Source organism: Roseovarius sp. THAF8 (assembly GCF_009363735.1).
Taxonomy (GTDB): domain Bacteria; phylum Pseudomonadota; class Alphaproteobacteria; order Rhodobacterales; family Rhodobacteraceae; genus Roseovarius.
The window spans coordinates 3,313,791-3,332,350 of the sequence record NZ_CP045410.1 but is presented as its reverse complement, the minus strand read 5'-3'; the positions used below and the strand labels follow the sequence as shown (position 1 = coordinate 3,332,350).

14 protein-coding genes and 1 riboswitch are annotated in these 18,560 nt (G+C 66.9%); of the genes, 9 read left to right on the top strand and 5 right to left on the bottom strand.

Annotated elements, in window-relative coordinates; translation table 11 throughout:
* Positions 1 to 105 precede the first annotated feature (105 nt).
* Together FIU85_RS16265 and FIU85_RS16260 are read left to right on the top strand one after the other, a co-directional pair.
* Positions 106 to 1,272, top strand: a complete 1,167-nt coding sequence (locus FIU85_RS16265; protein WP_152497631.1) for a geranylgeranyl reductase family protein — start codon at positions 106 to 108, stop codon at positions 1,270 to 1,272.
* Positions 1,273 to 1,390: 118 nt separating this feature from the next.
* Positions 1,391 to 1,954, top strand: coding sequence for a L,D-transpeptidase (locus FIU85_RS16260; protein ID WP_152493436.1), 564 nt, complete (start codon positions 1,391 to 1,393; stop codon positions 1,952 to 1,954).
* Positions 1,955 to 2,144: 190 nt separating this feature from the next.
* Here FIU85_RS16260 and FIU85_RS16255 read toward each other — a convergent pair whose 3' ends face one another.
* Positions 2,145 to 2,771, bottom strand: coding sequence for an arylesterase (locus FIU85_RS16255; protein WP_254702926.1), 627 nt, complete (start codon positions 2,769 to 2,771; stop codon positions 2,145 to 2,147).
* Positions 2,772 to 2,820: 49 nt separating this feature from the next.
* On the opposite strand from FIU85_RS16255, the gene FIU85_RS16250 reads away from it, so the two are divergent.
* The 3 genes from FIU85_RS16250 to FIU85_RS16240 all read left to right on the top strand — a co-directional run bounded on the left by FIU85_RS16250 (position 2,821) and on the right by FIU85_RS16240 (position 7,023).
* Positions 2,821 to 3,519, top strand: coding sequence for an ABC transporter ATP-binding protein (locus FIU85_RS16250; protein ID WP_152497629.1), 699 nt, complete (start codon positions 2,821 to 2,823; stop codon positions 3,517 to 3,519).
* The gene (locus FIU85_RS16245) at positions 3,516 to 6,017 is read left to right on the top strand and encodes an ABC transporter permease (RefSeq protein ID WP_152497628.1); all 2,502 of its coding nucleotides are present in this window, start codon (positions 3,516 to 3,518) and stop codon (positions 6,015 to 6,017) included. Before FIU85_RS16250 ends, FIU85_RS16245 begins: the two co-directional genes overlap by 4 nt.
* A 94-nt stretch (positions 6,018 to 6,111) precedes the next feature.
* Positions 6,112 to 7,023 carry an inositol monophosphatase gene (locus tag FIU85_RS16240; RefSeq protein ID WP_152497627.1) on the top strand — a complete coding sequence of 304 codons (912 nt, stop codon included), beginning with the start codon at positions 6,112 to 6,114 and terminating at the stop codon, positions 7,021 to 7,023.
* A gap of 354 nt (positions 7,024 to 7,377) precedes the next feature.
* Here the strand turns inward: FIU85_RS16240 and gcvP are convergent, their stop codons facing one another.
* The 3 genes from gcvP to gcvT all read right to left on the bottom strand — a co-directional run bounded on the left by gcvP (position 7,378) and on the right by gcvT (position 11,886).
* Positions 7,378 to 10,230: an aminomethyl-transferring glycine dehydrogenase gene (gene gcvP / locus FIU85_RS16235; protein WP_152497626.1), complete on the bottom strand. Its 2,853-nt coding sequence runs from the start codon at positions 10,228 to 10,230 to the stop codon at positions 7,378 to 7,380.
* Positions 10,231 to 10,384: 154 nt separating this feature from the next.
* Complete coding sequence (gene gcvH / locus FIU85_RS16230; RefSeq protein WP_152497625.1) at positions 10,385 to 10,744, bottom strand: glycine cleavage system protein GcvH; 360 nt, start codon at positions 10,742 to 10,744, stop codon at positions 10,385 to 10,387.
* A gap of 17 nt (positions 10,745 to 10,761) precedes the next feature.
* Positions 10,762 to 11,886, bottom strand: coding sequence for a glycine cleavage system aminomethyltransferase GcvT (gcvT, locus tag FIU85_RS16225; RefSeq protein ID WP_152497624.1), 1,125 nt, complete (start codon positions 11,884 to 11,886; stop codon positions 10,762 to 10,764).
* Positions 11,887 to 11,965: 79 nt separating this feature from the next.
* A riboswitch (glycine riboswitch) is annotated at positions 11,966 to 12,048 on the bottom strand.
* Positions 12,049 to 12,259: 211 nt separating this feature from the next.
* Here gcvT and FIU85_RS16220 point away from each other — a divergent pair.
* Together FIU85_RS16220 and FIU85_RS16215 are read left to right on the top strand one after the other, a co-directional pair.
* Positions 12,260 to 12,850, top strand: coding sequence for a gamma-glutamylcyclotransferase family protein (locus tag FIU85_RS16220; RefSeq protein WP_152493444.1), 591 nt, complete (start codon positions 12,260 to 12,262; stop codon positions 12,848 to 12,850).
* 460 nt (positions 12,851 to 13,310) lie between these two features.
* Entirely contained in the window at positions 13,311 to 15,416 is a 2,106-nt protein-coding gene (locus tag FIU85_RS16215; RefSeq protein WP_172978902.1) for a methyl-accepting chemotaxis protein, read from the top strand.
* 81 nt (positions 15,417 to 15,497) lie between these two features.
* Here FIU85_RS16215 and gltX read toward each other — a convergent pair whose 3' ends face one another.
* Positions 15,498 to 16,823 carry a glutamate--tRNA ligase gene (gene gltX, locus FIU85_RS16210; RefSeq protein ID WP_152497622.1) on the bottom strand — a complete coding sequence of 442 codons (1,326 nt, stop codon included), beginning with the start codon at positions 16,821 to 16,823 and terminating at the stop codon, positions 15,498 to 15,500.
* Positions 16,824 to 17,002: 179 nt separating this feature from the next.
* On the opposite strand from gltX, the gene FIU85_RS16205 reads away from it, so the two are divergent.
* A complete protein-coding gene (locus tag FIU85_RS16205) occupies positions 17,003 to 17,914 on the top strand; it encodes an MBL fold metallo-hydrolase (RefSeq protein ID WP_152497621.1) in 912 nt (303 codons plus the stop codon).
* Positions 17,915 to 17,953: 39 nt separating this feature from the next.
* Positions 17,954 to 18,349: a metallopeptidase family protein gene (locus FIU85_RS16200; protein WP_152497620.1), complete on the top strand. Its 396-nt coding sequence runs from the start codon at positions 17,954 to 17,956 to the stop codon at positions 18,347 to 18,349.
* The last annotated feature ends 211 nt before the right edge of the window (positions 18,350 to 18,560 follow it).

Sequence of the window (18,560 nt, the reverse complement as noted above, 5' to 3'; positions counted from 1 at the left end):
TACCATCACTTAACCCCACCGCACCGCCGCATTACCACCCGGATACCGACGCGATACCGACACGTCTTTTCGCCCCCTTCGGGATGTTCTATCTGAAATCCCACGATGCCCGATTTCGACCTTGTCATCCTCGGCGCCGGCCCCGCCGGTACAGCCGCCGCCCGCGAGGCCCGCCGCCTGGGCCTCACCGCCGCGCTGGTGGACAAGGCCGTGTTTCCGCGCCCCAAGCTCTGCGGCGGGCTGGTCACAGGCCGCTGCGCCGCGCACCTGGCCGAGATCTTCGGGATCGAGATCACCCCCGACCTCTTCGAGACCCGCCGCAACTTCGAATTCCACCTTCGCGATCAACCACTTGGCACGCTCGAAGACGTCCCGCCCCTGCACCTGACCATGCGGTGGGATTTCGATCACCGCCTCCTGCAAGAGGCCTTTGCCGCCGGGGCCGCCGACTATACCGGCCACCGCGTCGAGACCCATGACCTCACGGCGGACCGCCTCACGCTGGCCAGTGGCGAAACCCTCGCCTACCGCCTGCTCATCGCCGCCGATGGCGTGCAAAGCCCCACCGCCAAGGCCCTGTTCGGACAGCCTTTTTCCCGCGACACCATCGGTTTCGCGCTCGAGGTCGAGGCCCCGTCGCAGGCCCCGACCGAGGCCACCCCCATCCGCATCGACTTCGCCGCCGCCGACTGGGGCTACGGCTGGTCCTTCCCGAAAAAACACAGCACCACCATCGGCCTGGGCGGCCTGCACGCCCGGAACCCGCAGATGAAGGCCCACCTTTCCGCCTATCTCGCCAGGCTGGGCACCGGCCAGAGCGCAACGGTCAAAGGCCACTTTCTGCCCTTCGGCGCGCCGAAACCCACCCCCGGCAAGGGAAATGTCCTGCTCGTGGGCGACGCGGCGGGCCTTGTCGACCCGATCACCGGCGAGGGGATAGGCCACGCCATCCACTCCGGCGCGCTGGCCGCGCGTGCGGCGAAAACCGCGCTGGATCAAGCGGATGCCGGGCGCGCCCTGGCCCTCTACACGAAGGCCACACAGCCCATTCGCCGCGCCATCGCGCAGGCCCGCATCCTGCGGCCGCTGATCTTCTCGGCCCGTCTCCAGCCCTTCTTCGCCCGCACCTTCGCCGCCTCGCAGACGCTGAAACGCGACTACATGCACCTGCTTTCGGGCGACATGGAATATCCCGCCCTGCTGCGCCGCACCGCCCTGCGCCTGCCCCGCGCGGCAATCCGTTACCTCTCTGCCGCAGCGTCGCGAAACTGAGACCCGGGGGTCACAGAATCGCTTGCCCTGCCGCCATTCACTTGTTTTTGATTTCTAAATGCTCATGTGGCGGAATATCGCCATATTCAATCTGCCGCCGTTTCGAGGGGAAGAAAACATGATAAATCGCCGCCAATTCGTGGCCACCGCCGCCGCGGCCGCCACTGCGCCCGCCCTGCCCGCGGTCGCGCAATCGTTCCAGATCGCTCCGAAATACATGCCGCAGGACGTGAACATCTCGGCCAGCTACGCGCCCGGCCAGATGCTGATCCTGCCCAAGGCGCATTTCCTTTACCTGATCACCGAACAGGGCCGGGCCCGCCGCTACGGCGTGGGCGTCGGCAAGGCCGGGCTGGAATTCACCGGCCGCGCCACCATCGACGTCAAGAAAAAGTGGCCCACCTGGCGCCCGACGCAAGAGATGATCGAGCGCGAGCCCAAGACCTACGCCAAGTTCAAGGGCAACGATTACGTTCAGCCGGGCGGCAAGGGCAACCCCCTGGGCGCGCGCGCGCTCTACCTCTTCCAGAACGGCCGTGACACGTATTTCCGCATCCACGGCACCACCGCGCCCCGCTCGATCGGGCGCTCGGTGTCCAACGGATGCATCCGCATGATCAACGAGCACGTGATCGACCTGTACGAACGTGTGCCGCTGGGCACGGTGGTCACGGTTCTCTGAACCCAAGCCCGTAGGGAACCAGCCGCGCGATCGCCAGACCGCGGGCTGGCGACCTGAACGTGTTTCAGGGCACTTTATCGCTGCCGAATCCGAAAAACCTCTGTTCGACGCGCGATCTTCACCCAATCGCCAGCCCGTCCGGGCGGTCTGGCGATCGCGCGGCGGCCTTCGGCCTTGAGTCCGCGCGGTCTCACTCCACCCGCTCAGCCAGGTCCGCCACCGAAGGCCCCATCGCCTCGACGATCCGGTCGACCCCCTCGGCATTGGGATGAATCCCGTCCGACTGGAAATACCCCTGCAGCTCGGACGGATCGCCCTCGCCCAACCCCTTGAAAAAGCTCTCGAAATAAAGCGCGCCGAACTCTTGCGACAGCTCGGGATACATCGCGTCGAACGCCGCCTTGTAGTCCGGCCCGAAATTCGTCGGCGCCTGCATCCCCACCAGCAGCACCGGCAAGTCGCGCGCCTCCGCAACTTCCAGGATCGTCCTCAGGTTCGCCCGTGCCTGCCCCGGGTCCAGCCCGCGCAGCATGTCGTTACCGCCCAGCGCCACGATCATCGCGTCCACCTCGGGTGTCAGACTCCACTCCACCCGTGACGCGCCGCCCGCCGTGGTGTCCCCCGAAACGCCCGCGTTGATCACCTCGGCGGCCACATCGTTCTCCTGCAACCAATCCTGAAGCTGCGGCACGAACCCATCCGCCTGCGCCAGACCGTACCCTTGCGTCAGGCTGTCGCCCAGCGCCAGGATCGTCACCGGCTCTTCACCAAAGGCCGGTAAACCAAGGAAAACAAGCGCCGCCACCTTGCCCGCCAAGGCCCGGACCCCATATGTGAAACGACTAAAAACAGACAGGCAGAACCCCATGACAGACCCCGTGTTATCGCTACGCGAGGCCGCGCTATCGCTGCAAGGCAATGCCGGCCCCGTCGACATACTTGAGGCGATCAGCCTCGATGTCCACCGTGGCGACACGCTTGGGCTGGTGGGGCCGTCGGGCTCCGGCAAATCCTCGCTGCTGATGCTGATGGGCGGGCTGGAACGCGCCACCGGCGGCACGGTCACGGCGCTGGGGAACGACCTGACGACCATGTCCGAGGATGCGCTGGCCCGCCTGCGCCGCGATCATATCGGCGTGGTCTTCCAGTCCTTCCACCTTATCCCCACCATGACCGCGCTGGAAAACGTCGCCACCCCGCTGGAGCTGGCCGGCAACCCCGACGCCTTCGCCCGCGCCGAGGAAGAACTGACCGCAGTGGGCCTGGGCAAGCGCCTGAATCACTACCCCTCGCAGCTTTCGGGCGGCGAGCAACAGCGCGTGGCACTCGCCCGCGCCGCCGCACCGCGCCCCGATATCCTCCTGGCGGACGAGCCCACCGGCAACCTCGACAGCACCACAGGCACCGCCATCATCGACCTTCTGTTCGGGCTACAGGAGCGCCACGGCGCCACGCTGGTCCTCGTCACGCACGATCCCAGCCTCGCCGACCGCTGCGCCCGCGTGGCCGAGTTGAGCGACGGCCATCTGTCCGAACGCCAGCCCCCCAAGGCCCGGACCGCATGAAATTCCGTCTCGCCGCACGCCTTGCGGGCCGCGAATTGCGCGGCGGCCTGCACGGCTTCCGCATTTTCCTGGCCTGCGTGATCCTCGGCGTCGCGGCCATCGCCGCCGTCGGCACCGTGCGTGAAAGCATCGCCGAAGGCTTGGCACAGGAAGGCGCCACGCTCCTCGGCGGCGACGCCGAGATCGAACTGACCTATCGCTTCGCCACCCCCGAAGAACGCGCCTGGATGGACACCACCGCCACGCAGGTCTCCGAAATCGCCGATTTCCGCTCCATGGCCGTCATGGGCGAGGAACGCAGCCTGACGCAGGTCAAGGCTGTCGACAGCGCCTATCCCCTTGTCGGCACGGTAGAACTCTCCCCCGACATCCCTCTGGACCAGGCGCTGGCCGATGACGGCCTCGTCATGCACCCCACCCTCGCCGACCGCCTGGGTGCCGCCCCCGGCGACACCGTCACGCTGGGCTCCAAATCCTTCACCCTCCGCGCCCTCATAGAACGCGAACCCGACAGCCGCACCGGCGGCTTCGGCCTCGGCCCTCGTACCATCGTCCTGCGCAGCGCGCTGGACGGCGCGGGGTTGTTGGAACCCGGCACGCTCTTTTCCTCGCATTACCGCCTCGACCTGCCCCCCGGCACCGATCTCGACGCCACGCGGGCGGACGCCGAAGCGGCGCTGGAAGGCAGCGGAATGCGCTGGTCCGACGCCCGCAACGGCGCGCCGGGCGTGGCCGAATTCGTCGAGCGTCTCGGCGCGTTCCTGATCCTCGTGGGCCTGTCCGGTCTCGCGGTCGGCGGCGTCGGCATCTCCGCCGCGCTCCGCGCTTACCTCTCGGGCAAGACGCAGACCATCGCCATCCTGCGCAGCCTCGGCGCGGACCAACGCACGATCTTCCTCACCTACCTGATGCAGGTCGCCGTGCTGGGCGTCCTTGGCATCACCCTGGGCCTCGCGCTCGGCGTCGGCCTGCCCGTCCTGCTGTCGCCCATCATCACCGCGCAACTGCCCGTTCCGGCGGTCTTTGCGCCGTATCCGGGACCGATGGCCGAGGCCGCGATCTACAGCGCCCTCAGCATCCTCATCTTCACCCTCTGGCCGCTGGCCCAGGCGCGCGACATCCGGCCCGCCGCGCTCTACCGCGATGCCGACACCTCCGGCACCATCCCCGGCGCGGGGTTCATCCTGACCACCGCCGCCCTTATCGCCGCGCTGGTCTGGGTCGCCTCCTGGTTCTCGGGCAATTCAACCCTCACCTACTGGACCGCCGGCTCCATCGCCGCCGCCCTCGTGGTGCTGGCCCTCGCCGGTCTCGCCCTGCGCGCCGCCGCCCGCCGCCTCCGCCCGCTCGCCCGGGGCCGCACCGCGCTCGGCTGGGCACTCGGCGCCATCGGCGGGCCGCGCAGCACCGCCAGCGCCGTGGTCCTGTCGCTTGGCCTCGGCCTCAGCGTGCTCGCCGCCGTCGGCCAGGTCGACCGCAACCTGCGCGACGCCATCACCCGCGATCTGCCCACCCGCGCGCCCAGCTTCTTCTTCGTCGACATCCAGCGCAACCAGATGCCCGACTTCTCCGCCCGGCTCGACAGCGACGACGGCGTCACCCGCGTCGACGCCGCCCCCATGCTGCGCGGCATCATCTCCGAGATCAACGGCCAGCCCGCCACCGAGGTCGCAGGCCAGCACTGGGTCCTCCAAGGCGACCGCGGCGTCAGCTATGCCGCCGCCCTGCCCGAGCGCAGCACCCTCACCGCCGGCAACTGGTGGGGCGAGGATTACGACGGCCCGCCCCAGGTCAGCTTCGCCGCCGAGGAGGCCGAAGAGATGGGCCTGAAACTCGGCGACGAGATCACCCTCAACATCCTCGGCCGCGACCTGACGGCGGAAATCACCTCCTTCCGCGAGGTCGCTTTTTCCACCGCCGGCATGGGCTTCATCATGATCCTGAACGAGGCCGCCCTGGTGAACGCGCCGCACAGCTATATCGCCACGGTCTACTCCGACGCCGAGTCCGAGACCGCCATCCTCCGCGACCTCTCGCGCCAGTTCCCCAACATCACCGCCATTTCCGTGCGCGACGCCGTCTCGCGGGTCAGCGACCTTCTCGGCAGCCTCGCCTCGGCCACCGCCTGGGGCGCCGCCGCCACGCTCCTCACCGGCTTCATGGTCCTCATCGGCGCCGCCGCCGCCGACGCCCGCGCCCGCAGCTACGAGGCGGCGATCCTCAAGGTGCTCGGCGCCAGCCGCGCGCGCATCCTCTGGGGCCTCTCGCTGCGTGCCGCCCTCTTGGGCGCGGCAGCCGGCAGCGTCGCCCTCGGCGCGGGCATCGCAGGGGCCTGGGCCGTCAGTCACTACGTGATGGAAACCTCGTTCGCCGTGGCCTGGCCGCCCGCCCTCGGTATCGTCGCGGGCGGCGCGCTCATCAGCCTTTTGGCAGGCCTCGCCTTTGCCCTCGGCCCCATCTCGGCCCGCCCCGCACAGGTTCTGCGCAGCCGCGAATAACCGCCCGCGCCGCCCCTGACCCGGTTGCGATCCGGCGCCCGGGATGGCACGTCACGACCAACCCGAACCACCCCCGAGTCGAAGGAGCGCGCCCATGTCCGCAACACAGTCGGAAACCCTTCCCATCCCTGTCTCCTCGCCGCTGACCAACGCCCAGAAGGCCGCGCTCATCAACCTCGTCCGCCGCGCGGCCAAGGCCGAGATCATGCCCCGTTTCCGCAATCTCGCCAGCGCCCAGGTCACCACCAAATCCGGCCCCGAGGACCTGGTGACCGAGGCCGACCACGCCGCCGAGGCGATGCTGTCGCGCGGCCTGCAACAGATGTTCCCCCACGCCCTGATCGTGGGCGAGGAAGCCGCCGCCGCCGACCCCGCCCTGCGCGGCAAACTGGCCGAGGCGGACCTGGCCTTCATCCTTGATCCGGTCGACGGTACATGGAACTTCGTCAACGGCCTGGCCATGTTCGGCGTCATCGTCTCGGTCACCCGGTTCGGCAAGCCCGTCTACGGCCTGCTCTACGATCCCGTGATGGACGATTTCATCGCCGCCGAAGAGGACGGCCCGGCCGAAATGACCCGCGCCACCGGCCGCGCCCGCCCCGTGTCGGTCTCGCAGGGCGGCGAGGTGGACGCGCTCTCGGGCTACATGCACTACTTCCTCATGGACCGCGCCGTGCAGGCGCAACTGGCCCCCCTCATGCCGCGCTTCGGACGCGTCGGCTCGCTGCGCTGCTCCTGCCACGAATACCGGATGCTGGCCCAGGGCCACGCTGATTTCCTGCTCTCGGCCACGCTCAACCCATGGGACCACGCGGCCGGCGTGCTGATCGTTCAGCGCGCGGGCGGCGTGGTGCGCATGCTCGACGGGCGCGACTACAACGCCGGCATCGCCACCGGCTACCTGCTTGCCGCTCCCGACGAGGCCAGCTGGCAGAAGCTCCACGCGGTGCTCAACCCGCGGCTCGACCCGGCAGCCGAGCCGCCGAAAGCCGAAAAAGGCGACTGATCGGCGTCCTTTTCACCCATGGATTGAAACGTCACAATCGGGCCATTTTCCCGGAACCCGGCCCCGCGCCCGGCGTTATGTCCACACTGCATATCGATCGCATCAGCAAGCCTTCGGAACAGGCAAGACGCCGCCGCGAAACGGCCGGCGCCCTGCAAATGTACCGAATGTCCCGAGGTCAGTTTGAACCGTCTGACCGATGGCCGCGACCCACAGGTATTCGTTCCAAGGGTCATCCCGCCCGACCGAACGAGGGCCCTGCCCCTGTCCCGGGCAAGGCCCGATCATTTTAGCGAGTGATTTCAGTAGCCAAGTAAGGGCGGTCTCCCTCGGGAGGCCGCCTGATTTACGTGCTCACTCCGCCGCCTCGGCATAGGCCTCCATCGGCGGACAGGTACATATCAGGTTGCGGTCGCCATAGGCATTGTCCACCCGGTTGACCGGCGGCCAGTACTTGTCCACCCGGAACGCGCCCGGCGGGAAACAGGCCCGTTCGCGGCTATAGGGCCGGTCCCAGTCCCGCACCAGGTCCTCCATCGTGTGCGGCGCGTGTTTCAGCGGATTGTTCTCGCGGTCCATGTCACCATCCTCGATGGCGCGGATCTCCTCGCGGATCGCCAGCATCGCATCGCAGAACCGATCCAGCTCCGCCTTGGTCTCGCTCTCCGTCGGCTCGATCATCAGCGTGCCCGCCACCGGCCAGCTCATCGTGGGCGCGTGAAACCCGCAATCCATCAGCCGCTTGGCGATGTCGTCCACCGTCACGCCCGCACTCTCGGCAAAGGGGCGCGTGTCCAGGATGCACTCATGCGCCACCCGATCGTTGCGCCCGCGATAGAGCACGTCATACGCCCCCTCCAGCCGCTTGGCGATATAGTTGGCGTTCAAGATCGCCACCCGCGTCGCCTGCGTCAGCCCCTCGCCGCCCATCAAGAGCGTATAGGCCCAGCTGATCGGCAGGATCGAGGCCGAGCCGTAAGGCGCCGCCGACACCGGACCCGGCCCGTCGTCCTGCCCGCGCGGATCGCCCGGCAGGTGCGGCGCAAGGTGCGCCTTCACGCCAATCGGCCCCATGCCCGGCCCGCCCCCGCCATGCGGAATGCAGAAGGTCTTGTGCAGGTTCAGGTGGCTGACATCCCCGCCCAGGTCCCCGGGCCGCGACAGCCCCACCATGGCGTTCAGGTTGGCCCCGTCGATATAGACCTGCCCCCCATGCGCGTGGGTGATCTTGCACACGTCGAGCACGGTCTCCTCGAACACGCCATGCGTGCTCGGATAGGTGATCATGCAGGCCGCCAGGCTGTCGGCATTGGCCTCCGCCTTGGCGCGGAAATCGTCCAGGTCGATATCGCCGTTGCTGTCGGATTTCACCGGCACCACCTTCCAGCCCACCATCTGCGCGCTCGCGGGGTTGGTGCCATGCGCGCTCGTGGGAATCAGGCAGACATTGCGGTGCCCCTCGCCATTGGCCGCGTGATAGGCCGCGATCGTCAACAGCCCCGCATACTCCCCCTGCGCGCCCGAATTGGGCTGCATCGACATCGCGTCATAGCCGGTGATCTCGCACAGCCTTGCACTCAGGTCGTCGATCAGCTTTCCATAGCCTTCGGCCTGGTTCTTGGGGCAGAACGGGTGCAGCCGGGCGAACTCGCGCCAGCTGATCGGCATCATCTCGGCCGCCGCGTTCAGCTTCATCGTGCACGACCCCAGCGGAATCATCGCCCGGTCCAGCGCCAGGTCCCGGTCCGCCAGCCGCCGCATGTAGCGCATCATCTCGGTCTCGGCCCGGTTCATGTGAAAGATCGGATGCTCCAGGTAGCCGCTCTGCCGGTGCATCTTTTCCGGCACACGGTACTCGGGCGTGAAATCCTCGTCCGCCTTCGCGATCCCGAAGGCGCGCCAGACCGCCTCGATATTCTTGGGCCGCGTCGCCTCGTCCAGCGTGATCCCCACACGGGTCTCACCCACCCGGCGCAGGTTGATCCCCTCGTCGACGGCCGATTTCATCACCGCCGCCTGCAACGGACCCACATCGACCGTGATCGTGTCGAAATAGGCCTTCGGATCCACCTTGAACCCCGCCGCCTCCAGCCCCTTGGCCAGCCGCACGGTCTTGCGATGGATGCGCTGCGCGATGGCCTGCAAGCCCTTGGGGCCGTGAAACACGGCATACATCGACGCCATGACGGCCAAAAGCGCCTGCGCGGTACAGACATTCGAGGTGGCCTTCTCGCGCCGGATATGCTGCTCGCGCGTCTGCAACGACAGACGGTAGGCCCGGTTGCCATGGGCATCCACCGACACGCCCACGATCCGCCCCGGCATCGCGCGCTTGTAGGCATCCCGGCATGCCATGTAGGCCGCGTGCGGCCCGCCATAGCCCATCGGAACCCCGAACCGCTGGACCGAGCCCACGGCGATATCCGCCCCCATCGCGCCGGGCTCTTTCAACAGCGTCAGCGCCAGCGGGTCCGCCGACACGATCCCGACCGCGTTCTCGGCATGCAGCGCCTCCATCTGGGCGGTGAAGTCCCGCACGTGTCCATAGGTCCCGGGATACTGGAACAGCGCGCCAAAGACCTTGTCCGCCTCCAGCTTCTCCGGGTCGCCCACGATCACCTCGATCCCCAGCGGCTTCGCGCGGGTTCGCACCACGGCGATGTTCTGCGGGTGACAATCGCGGTCGACGAAGAACGCCCTGGCCTTCGACTTGGCCACCCGCTGCGCCGTGGTCATCGCCTCGGCACAGGCCGTCGCCTCGTCCAGCAGAGACGCATTCGCCACCTCCAGCCCCGTCAGGTCGCAGATCATGGTCTGGAAGTTCAACAGCGCCTCCAGCCGCCCCTGGCTGATCTCGGGCTGGTACGGCGTATAGGCGGTGTACCACGCCGGGTTCTCCAGAATATTGCGCTGGATCGCCGGCGGCGTGACCGTGCCGTGATAGCCCTGCCCGATCAGGCTCACCAGGACCTTGTTCTGCCCCGCCACCATGCGCATCTCGTGCATCAGCTCGCGCTCGGACTTGGGCTTGCCGAAATCCAGTTTCCCGGCCTGCCGGATCGACTTGGGCACGGTCTCGTCGATCAGCTGATCGAGGTCCTCGACCCCCAGCGCGGCATACATCTCGGCCATCTCCTCGGGCGAGGGCCCGATATGGCGCCGGTTGGCGAAATCGTAGGGCAGGTAGTCTGTGGGCTCGAACGGCATGACAATGGCTCCTTGATGTCAGACAAGAGACGGAACCGGGGCGACGCGCGCCACCCCTGCTTCCTCTGGCCAAAAATATCCCCGCCGGAGGCACAAAAATCTTTGAAAGATTTTTGCCAAAATTTTTCAAAAATTTTGCGCCCGGCGGCGCGGATCAGTCGATGAAATCCTTGTAGGCGGCTTCATCCATGTAGTCGTCCATCGGCGAGGTGTCCGACGGCTTGATCCTGAAGAACCAGCCGTCGCCCTCGGGGTCCTCGTTGACCTTGCTGGGGCTGTCGGCCAGCACCTCGTTGACCTCGACGATCTCGCCATCCAGCGGCGCCAGGATGTCCGAGGCCGCCTTGACGCTCTCGATCACCACGATCTCGTCGTCCTTGGTGACCTCGGCGCCCACCTCGGGCAGTTCCACGAAAACGATATCGCCCAGCTGCTCGGCGGCGTGGCTGGTGATGCCGACCGTGACGATGTCCCCGTCCTGGTCCAGCCACTCGTGTTCTTCGGTGTATTTCATGCAAGTCTCCCTGATGTTCAGCGTTTGAAATTCGCGGGCGTGAACGGCATCTCCGCCACCGCGACCGGCAGGCGCTTGCCGCGCACCTCCCCATATAGCGTGGTTCCGGCCGAGGCATGGCTGGCGGCGACATATCCCATCGACATCGGCGCCTCTATGCTGGGCCCGTAGGCGCCCGAGGTCACCCGCCCCACCGCCTCGCCGCCCGTATCGCTGCCGAAAACCTGCGTGCCGGCCCGCATCGGCGCGCGGCCCTCGGGGCGCAGCCCCACGCGGCACCGCGCCACGCCGTTCTCCAGCTGGTCCAGGATCACCTCCTCGCCGGGAAATCCGCCTTCGCGCTCTCCGCCCCGGCGGCGCGCCTTCTGGATGGCCCAGCTCAGCCCCGCCTCCACCGGCGTGGTGTGTTCGTCGATATCCTGCCCGTAAAGGCACAGCCCCGCCTCCAGCCGCAAACTGTCGCGCGCGCCCAGGCCCACAGGCTCCACCGCCTCGTGCAGCAAAAGCGCCCGCGCCAGAGGTTCGGCCTGCGCCTCGGGCACGGAAATCTCAAAGCCGTCCTCGCCGGTATAACCAGAGCGCGACACCCACAACTCCCCGTAATCCGAGGTGAAAATGCCGGTATCCAGGAATTTCATGATCTCGCAGCCCGCGGCGATCGGCGCCAGCGCGTCAACCGCCTTCGGCCCCTGCAACGCAATGAGCGCGCGGTCCGTCACCTCGACCACCTCGCAGTCGGGCAAACCCTCGCGCATCCACGCGATGTCATCCGCCTTGCAGGCCGCGTTCACCACCACCAACAGGTGATCGCCCCGGTTGGTCAGCATCAGGTCGTCGCGGATACCGCCCGCCTCGTTGGTGAAAAATCCGTAGCGCTGCCGCTTTTCGCCCAGTCCCAACAGGCTGACCGGCACCAACCGCTCCATCGCCTGCGCCGCCCCGCCATAGCCCGCCTCGTGGCGGATCAGGACCTGGCCCATGTGGCTGACATCGAAGAGCCCCGCCTTGTCCCGCGTATGCAGGTGCTCGCCCATCACGCCCAGCCCGTATTGCAGCGGCATCTCGTAGCCCGCGAACCCGGTCATCTTCGCGCCCAGCGCCTTGTGCAGGCCCGTCAGCGGCGTCTCGCGCAGATCACTCATCGGCTCTCCTTCGCATCTCGCACCGGGCGCATCTGGCTAGGCAACCGGCATCCGTTCCGCGCACCCTCGTGTCGCGTCCGATGCCCCCTCTGTCCTTTCGCCTGAGATCGCTATCCCTTCGGCGCCGCAGGATTTTCCCGCGGTCTCTCCAGAGTCGTCCATCGGCCGGTCCTTGCGCCTGAGAGTTTCCGGGGCGGTTGCTCCTTCGGCACCGGCAACGCCGGTTCTCCCGTTCCGATACTCAAGGAGCGTAGTGACCGCTCCGGACCTCTGCAAGCAGAATGACGGACCAGGATCACAGTTCGGTCGTCCGCCTTGACCTTTGCCCCCGCACCTGTTGACATCAAGGCGCGAACAGAAAGGCGGTTTCCACGTGCAACCCGGATTCTTCTTCGGCTATGGCAGCCTGGTGAATCGCGGCACCCATGCTTACGAAGATGCTCACCCGGCCCAGCTTTCGGGCTGGCGTCGCGCCTGGCGCAAGACGACCCTGCGCGAGGTGGCGTATCTCACGGCCGTGCCCGACACCACCGCCCAGATCGACGGCCTCGTCGCCGGCGTGCCCGGCGCCGACTGGGCCGCGCTCGACGCGCGCGAGCGCGCCTACATGCGCGTGCCGGCCCGCCACCAGGTCCGCACCCACTTGCCCGAAGACGCCGACCTGGTGGTCTTCGCCATCGAGGACGGCCAACACCAGAACCCCGACGCGGTCAGCCCGGTGCTGCTCAGCTATATCGATGTGGTGGTCCAGGGCTACCTGCATGTCTTCGGCGAAGACGGCGTAGAGCGCTTCTTCGACACGACAACCGGCTGGGACGCGCCCATCCTCGACGACCGCCGCCGCCCGCTCTACCCGCGCCACCAAAAGCTCAAGCGAAAGGAAACCGCGCTGGTGAACGACATGCTCGACCGTGTCGGCGCAAAGGTTCAGCCTGTCTCGACCTTCAGCCCGTTGCGGGACTGATCCGCACCTCGCGCGCACGCCGGCATTGCCTCGCCGGGCACGACGGCGCCCGTCCGAGAACCGCCGCCGACGCAAAGGGCGATACCGTCAGACGCGATCCCGCGCCGACCTCGCCAGAAGTGCAAATAACAGAACGGTAACGATCAGAAGTCCGATCAGTACGATGGCGCTAGACATGTCTCGATCCCAGGCAAGCGGTAGTGGCAGAGCTCTCTCATGAGGTGGAATCAGGCAAGTCGACAAGCCCGCGCTCGCATAGCCACGTCGGTGTGTTGCTCAAATACGCGACCCATCGGCAAAGAAGCACCGATCGGGCGCCAGGGTGCCTCGTTTTTCAGCCAGAATGCGGGTCCGGGCCGGGTCCGGCGCCGGGCTGATTGAACATTCCAACCGGTTAACGGGGTGGAAAGGAACGCTGTGTAAGACCAGAGCCTGTCGGAACAGGACTGGAGTTCGATCAGTGCGCCTGCGTGTCGTGATGTTTCTCGTGATTGCGCCGCTCTTTGCAGCGGTCGGATACCTGACATCGGTCGAGGTGGCCCAGAAACGCGCCGATGCCGGCCAGGCCGAAACCTCCCGCATCCTGGCGCATGAAAGCGCGATCGTGGGCGCGCTCGTGCACGAATTGCAAAAGGAACGCGGCTTTTCCGCCGGCCTCATCGCCTCCCGCGGCGCGAATTTCAGGTCCGACCTGGCGCGACAGCGCACCGACTCCGACGCGGCCATCGCCGCCTTCGCGGCAGAGGTGTCTGCCTTGCGCCGCGCACGGCCCCCCGAAATCGCCAGTGTCAACACGCGGCTGGACCAACTCGAAGACATGCGCAAGCAGGTGGATGCCTTCGGTCTTGCCGTGCCCGACATGGCCGCGTTCTACACCGAGACGATCACCCACCTGCTCGAGCTCGAACGCCCTGTGGCCGCCAGGACGACCCGGGGCGAAACCAACGCCCTGCTGGAGGCGCGCACCCTTCTCAGCGCGGCGAAAGAGGCCGCCGGGCTCGAACGCGCGATGGGCGCGACCGGCCTTGGCAGCGGCTTCAGACCGGCTGTCTTCAATCGGTACCTGCGCCTGAACGGCGCACAGGAGGCGCTTCTGACCGAAGCCGCCGGCACGCTCGAAGACCCGGAATGGCTGGCCCGGATCAGGGCGTCCGACGCATCCGCAACCATCCGATCCGCGCGCGACCGTATCCTCGCCGGGACTCGAACCCGCAATTTCGATGGTCTGACGGCGCCAGAATGGTTCGCGATTTCAACAGCCTGGATCGACCTGCTGCGCGCCGAGGAACTGAAGCTTTTCGAGGCCGTACGCGTCAAATCGGCCGAGATCGAAGCGACGGCCGATACCACGCTCAAACGGTTTGCGATCTTCGGATCGGTCCTGGCGGTCTCGGTCCTGGCCTTCGCCGTCTTCGCCTTCGAGCGGATGATCGCGCGGATCAAGTACCTGATCTCGGTGATCAACAAGTTCACCGGTGGTGACTTCTCGGTCTATATCGACGGGATCGACAGCAAGGACGAGCTTGGCCAGATGGCCTCGGCGATCTTCCACTTCAAGCAGGAAACGATCGAGATGCGAAAGGGCGCCGAGGCGCTCAAGGCCGACCAGGAGCGGATCAAGGCCGAACAGGATCAGGTTGTCACGGCCCTCCGCGACGGGCTCAACCGCCTGTCGGACGGCGACCTGGCGCAGCGGTTCGACAATCCGTTCCCGCAGGAATACGAAAGCCTCAGGCACGATTTCAACACCACCGTCTCCAGGTTGAACGACGCTCTTTGCAAGGTCGTCGACGCAACCCGGAGCATTCGCTCGGGCAGCGGCGCGCTCGAGCGATCCTCGGGCGACCTGTCCTTCAAGGCCGAAGAGCAGGCACAGAATGTCCGCAACACCGCCGACGCGGTCAAGGAGGTCACCTCCAGCGTCCGGGCCGCCTCGCTCGGCGCGGGCGAGGTCCAGCAGACGACCCAGGCCGCGAAGAATGCGGCACTGGAAAGCGATCCGGTCGTCAGGCAGGCCGTCGACGCCATGGAAGAGATTTCCGGCTCGTCCGAGCAGATAGCCCAGATCATCGTCCTGATCGAGGACATCGCGTTCCAGACGAATCTTCTGGCCCTGAACGCGGGTGTCGAGGCGGCGCGCGCCGGCGACGCGGGCCGCGGCTTCGCGGTGGTCGCCTCGGAGGTCCGCGCCCTCGCCCAGCGTTCGACCGAGGCCGCGATGCAGATCAAGACCCTGATCGGCAACAGCTCGCTTCAGGTGAAGAACGGCGTCGAGCTGGTCAACGAGGCCGGCACCGCACTGAAGTCGATCCTCGAAAGGGTCGCGCAGATCGACAAGCTCGTCGCCGACATGGCGAAGGCGACCGAGGAACAGGCCTCGGAACTGGAAAACATCAACACCACCGTCACGCGGGTCGACAGCGTGACCCAGGAAACCGCCACCATGGCGGCCGAGGCGCGCACCACGTGCGAGGACCTCAACACCTATGCCGGCCACCTGGAACAGCTCGTCGGTCAGTTCAGCCTGACGCGCCCCGAACGCGACGGCCTACCCAGCGCCGCCTGACCTTGCCGCAAAGCACCGAACGGGCGCGCCAGGCGCGGGCTCCGGACCCCGCCTGACCGCCCGCCAAGGCCGACGCGCGGCTCAGCCCTTGGCCCTGATCACCTGCAAAAGCGGCAAGACCTGGCTCATGTCCGGCCCGTGGTTCTGCCCGGTCAGCGCCTTGCGCAGCGGCATGAACAGGCCCTTGCCCTTGCGGCCGGTCTCCTCCTTCACCGCGTTCGTCCACTGACCCCAGGTGTCGCCGTCATGCGGTCCCTCGGGCAACAGCGCCAGCGCCTGGGCCACGAACTCGCGGTCCTCGTCGTCGATGACCGGCTCCGCCCCGTCGCGGAACATCACCCACCACGGCTCCAGGTCGTGCAGCGTCGTGATGTTCTCGCGCGTCACGCTCCAGAACCGCTCGGCCTGGTCCTCGGGCACGCCCAGCCCCAAGATATGCGCCTTCACATCCGCGAAATCGCGCCCCTGCAACACCCGTGCCGTCAGCGGAAAGAGGTCGTTCGCATCGAACTTCGTCGGCGCCGAGCCGAAACGCGAGATGTCGAACCCCTCGATCAATTCCGCCATCTCGCTGCGCAACTCCACCGGATCGGCCGAACCCAGGCGCGCCATCAGCGACAACAGCGCCATCGGCTCCACGCCTTGCGCCCGCAGGTCGCGCAGGCTCAGCGTCCCCAGCCGTTTCGACAGCGATTCCCCCTGCGGCCCGGTCAGCAGCGAATGGTGCGCAAAGCTTGGCACGGTGCCGCCCAGCGCCTCGATGATCTGGATCTGCGTCGCGGTGTTGGTCACGTGGTCCGACCCGCGCACCACGTGGGTCACGCCCATTTCCGTGTCGTCCACGACCGAGGCCAGCGTATACAGCACCTGCCCGTCGCCCCGGATCAGCACCGGATCGCTGACACTGGCCGCGTCGATCGAAATGTCGCCCAGGATCCCGTCGTCCCACTCGATCCGCTCGTGATCCAGCTTGAACCGCCAGACCCCGTCGCCCCGCTCGGCGCGCAGGGCGTCCTTCTGCTCGTCCGAAAGCCCCAGCGCCGCCCGGTCATAGACCGGCGGCTTGCCCATGTTCAGCTGTTTCTTCCGCTTCAGGTCCAGCTCGGTCGGCGTCTCGAACGCCTCGTAGAAACGCCCCATCCCGCGCAATGTCTCGGCGGCTTGCGCATAGCGGTCCAGCCGCTCCGACTGCCGCTCGACGCGGTCCCATGTCAGGCCCAGCCATTCCAGGTCTTGCTTGATCGCGTCCACGTATTCCTGCTTCGACCGCTCCGGGTCGGTGTCGTCGATCCGCAGGATGAACGTCCCGCCGTTCTTGCGGGCAATGAGAAAGTTCATCAGCGCGGTGCGCAGGTTGCCGATATGGATGTACCCGGTGGGGGACGGCGCGAAACGGGTGGTTGTCATGGGGTGTCTCCTGTTGCCGCGCCAAATGTCACAAGGGGGGGCGCTTGTCCAGCATCACGGGCGGTCCGGCGTGCCACGGCGGCGCGACGCCTCAAATCCTTGTGAAAGGCGCGCGACACATGCGCGACTTTTCACGAATGCGCTTTATCTATCCGCTCGACAACAACAGGAGGCTTCACATGTCGACCCTTTCCCGCCGCACCTTCCTCGCCTCGGCCACCGCCCTCTCCGCCGCTCCCGCCCTGCCCGCCTGGGCCACCGCGCCAATGCTGGGCGCCGCTACGCCGCCCTTTCGCCGATTCAAACTGGGCGCGTTCGAGGTGACAACCCTGCTGGCGGGCGAGGCCACGCGCCCCGATCCCCACACCATCTTCGGCCTGAATGTCGACGAAGCCGAGTTCACCGCCGTCTCCGAGGCCGCGATGATCCCCACCGACCAGGCGCAGTTCTTCTTCACCCCCACCGTGGTAAACACCGGCTCGGAACTCGTGCTCTTCGACACCGGCCTGAACGCCGAGGGCACCACCGCGGCGCTCGACGCCGCGGGCTATTCCGCCGACATGATCGACACGGTCGTCATCACCCACATGCACGGCGACCATATCGGCGGGCTGATGGAGGGCGACGCTCCCACCTTCGCCAACGCGGACTATGTCACCGGATCGGCCGAGTTCGATCACTGGTCCGCCGCCGGCGACGACAATTTCGAAGCGAAAGTCCGCCCGCTGGCCGAGCAATTCACCATGATCGGCGATGGCGATGCCGGCTTCTCCGGGCATACAGCAATGGCCGCCTTCGGCCACACCCCCGGCCACATGGTCCACCTGATCGAAAGCGAGGGCGAAAGCCTGATGATCGCCGCCGATTTCGCCAACCACTACGTCTGGTCGCTGGCCCATCCCGACTGGGAGGTGAAGTTCGACATGGACAAGGCGGCGGCGGCCCAGACCCGCAAGACGATCCTCGACATGCTGGCCGCCGAGAAGATGCCCTTCATCGGCTACCACATGCCCTGGCCCGCCACCGGCTTCGTCGAGAAAACGGACAGCGGCTACGCCTACGTGCCCAGTTCCTACCAGCTGCGCCTTTGACCGCTTGCACCGCCCGGGCGCGCGGCCTAGATCACCTCCATGCCCGCGCCCGACACTTCTCTGGACTGGATGGAAGACGTGGCCCGCCGCACCGTGGCGGGCTTTCCGCAGGCCTTTGCCGAGGCCGCGCGGGCCGTCGCCATCCACGTCGCCGACTGGCCCGACCGGGAGATGCTGGACAGCCTCGACATGACCGATCCGGTCGAGCTGACGGGGCTTTACGACGGCATCCCGATGACGGAAAAGTCGGTCTTCGATCAGCCCACCGGCCCCGATATCGTCTGGCTCTTTCGCCAGCCCATCCTGGCAGAATGGCGCGACCGTGGCGACGTGGACCTGGCCGACCTCGTGGCCCATGTGACGGTGCATGAATTCGCCCACCATTTCGGCTGGTCCGACGACGACATCGCCAGCATCGACCGCTGGTGGGAATAAGAAACCCTGCGTAGCGTTGGACTGCCGCGCGAGCGCCAGACCGCGGGATGGCGACCAACAGATATTCAGGTCGCTTTATCTCCGCCACATCCGCAAAACCTCCAATCGAAGCGCTCACGGAACCCAATCGCCAGCCCGGGGGGCGGTCTGGCGATCGCGCGGCGGCGCGCAAAGCGCGCCTTGATTCCGCGCGAAGAACAAAGCTACGTGC

Coding starts and splice junctions, on each gene's coding strand:
- FIU85_RS16260 (WP_152493436.1), top strand. CDS start 1,391: ATGATAAATCGCCGCCAATTCGTGGCCACCGCCGCCGCGGCCGCCACT.
- gcvT (WP_152497624.1), bottom strand. CDS start 11,886: ATGAGTGATCTGCGCGAGACGCCGCTGACGGGCCTGCACAAGGCGCTG.
- gltX (WP_152497622.1), bottom strand. CDS start 16,823: ATGACAACCACCCGTTTCGCGCCGTCCCCCACCGGGTACATCCATATC.
- FIU85_RS16250 (WP_152497629.1), top strand. CDS start 2,821: ATGACAGACCCCGTGTTATCGCTACGCGAGGCCGCGCTATCGCTGCAA.
- gcvP (WP_152497626.1), bottom strand. CDS start 10,230: ATGCCGTTCGAGCCCACAGACTACCTGCCCTACGATTTCGCCAACCGG.
- FIU85_RS16245 (WP_152497628.1), top strand. CDS start 3,516: ATGAAATTCCGTCTCGCCGCACGCCTTGCGGGCCGCGAATTGCGCGGC.
- FIU85_RS16240 (WP_152497627.1), top strand. CDS start 6,112: ATGTCCGCAACACAGTCGGAAACCCTTCCCATCCCTGTCTCCTCGCCG.
- FIU85_RS16200 (WP_152497620.1), top strand. CDS start 17,954: ATGCCCGCGCCCGACACTTCTCTGGACTGGATGGAAGACGTGGCCCGC.
- FIU85_RS16205 (WP_152497621.1), top strand. CDS start 17,003: ATGTCGACCCTTTCCCGCCGCACCTTCCTCGCCTCGGCCACCGCCCTC.
- gcvH (WP_152497625.1), bottom strand. CDS start 10,744: ATGAAATACACCGAAGAACACGAGTGGCTGGACCAGGACGGGGACATC.
- FIU85_RS16265 (WP_152497631.1), top strand. CDS start 106: ATGCCCGATTTCGACCTTGTCATCCTCGGCGCCGGCCCCGCCGGTACA.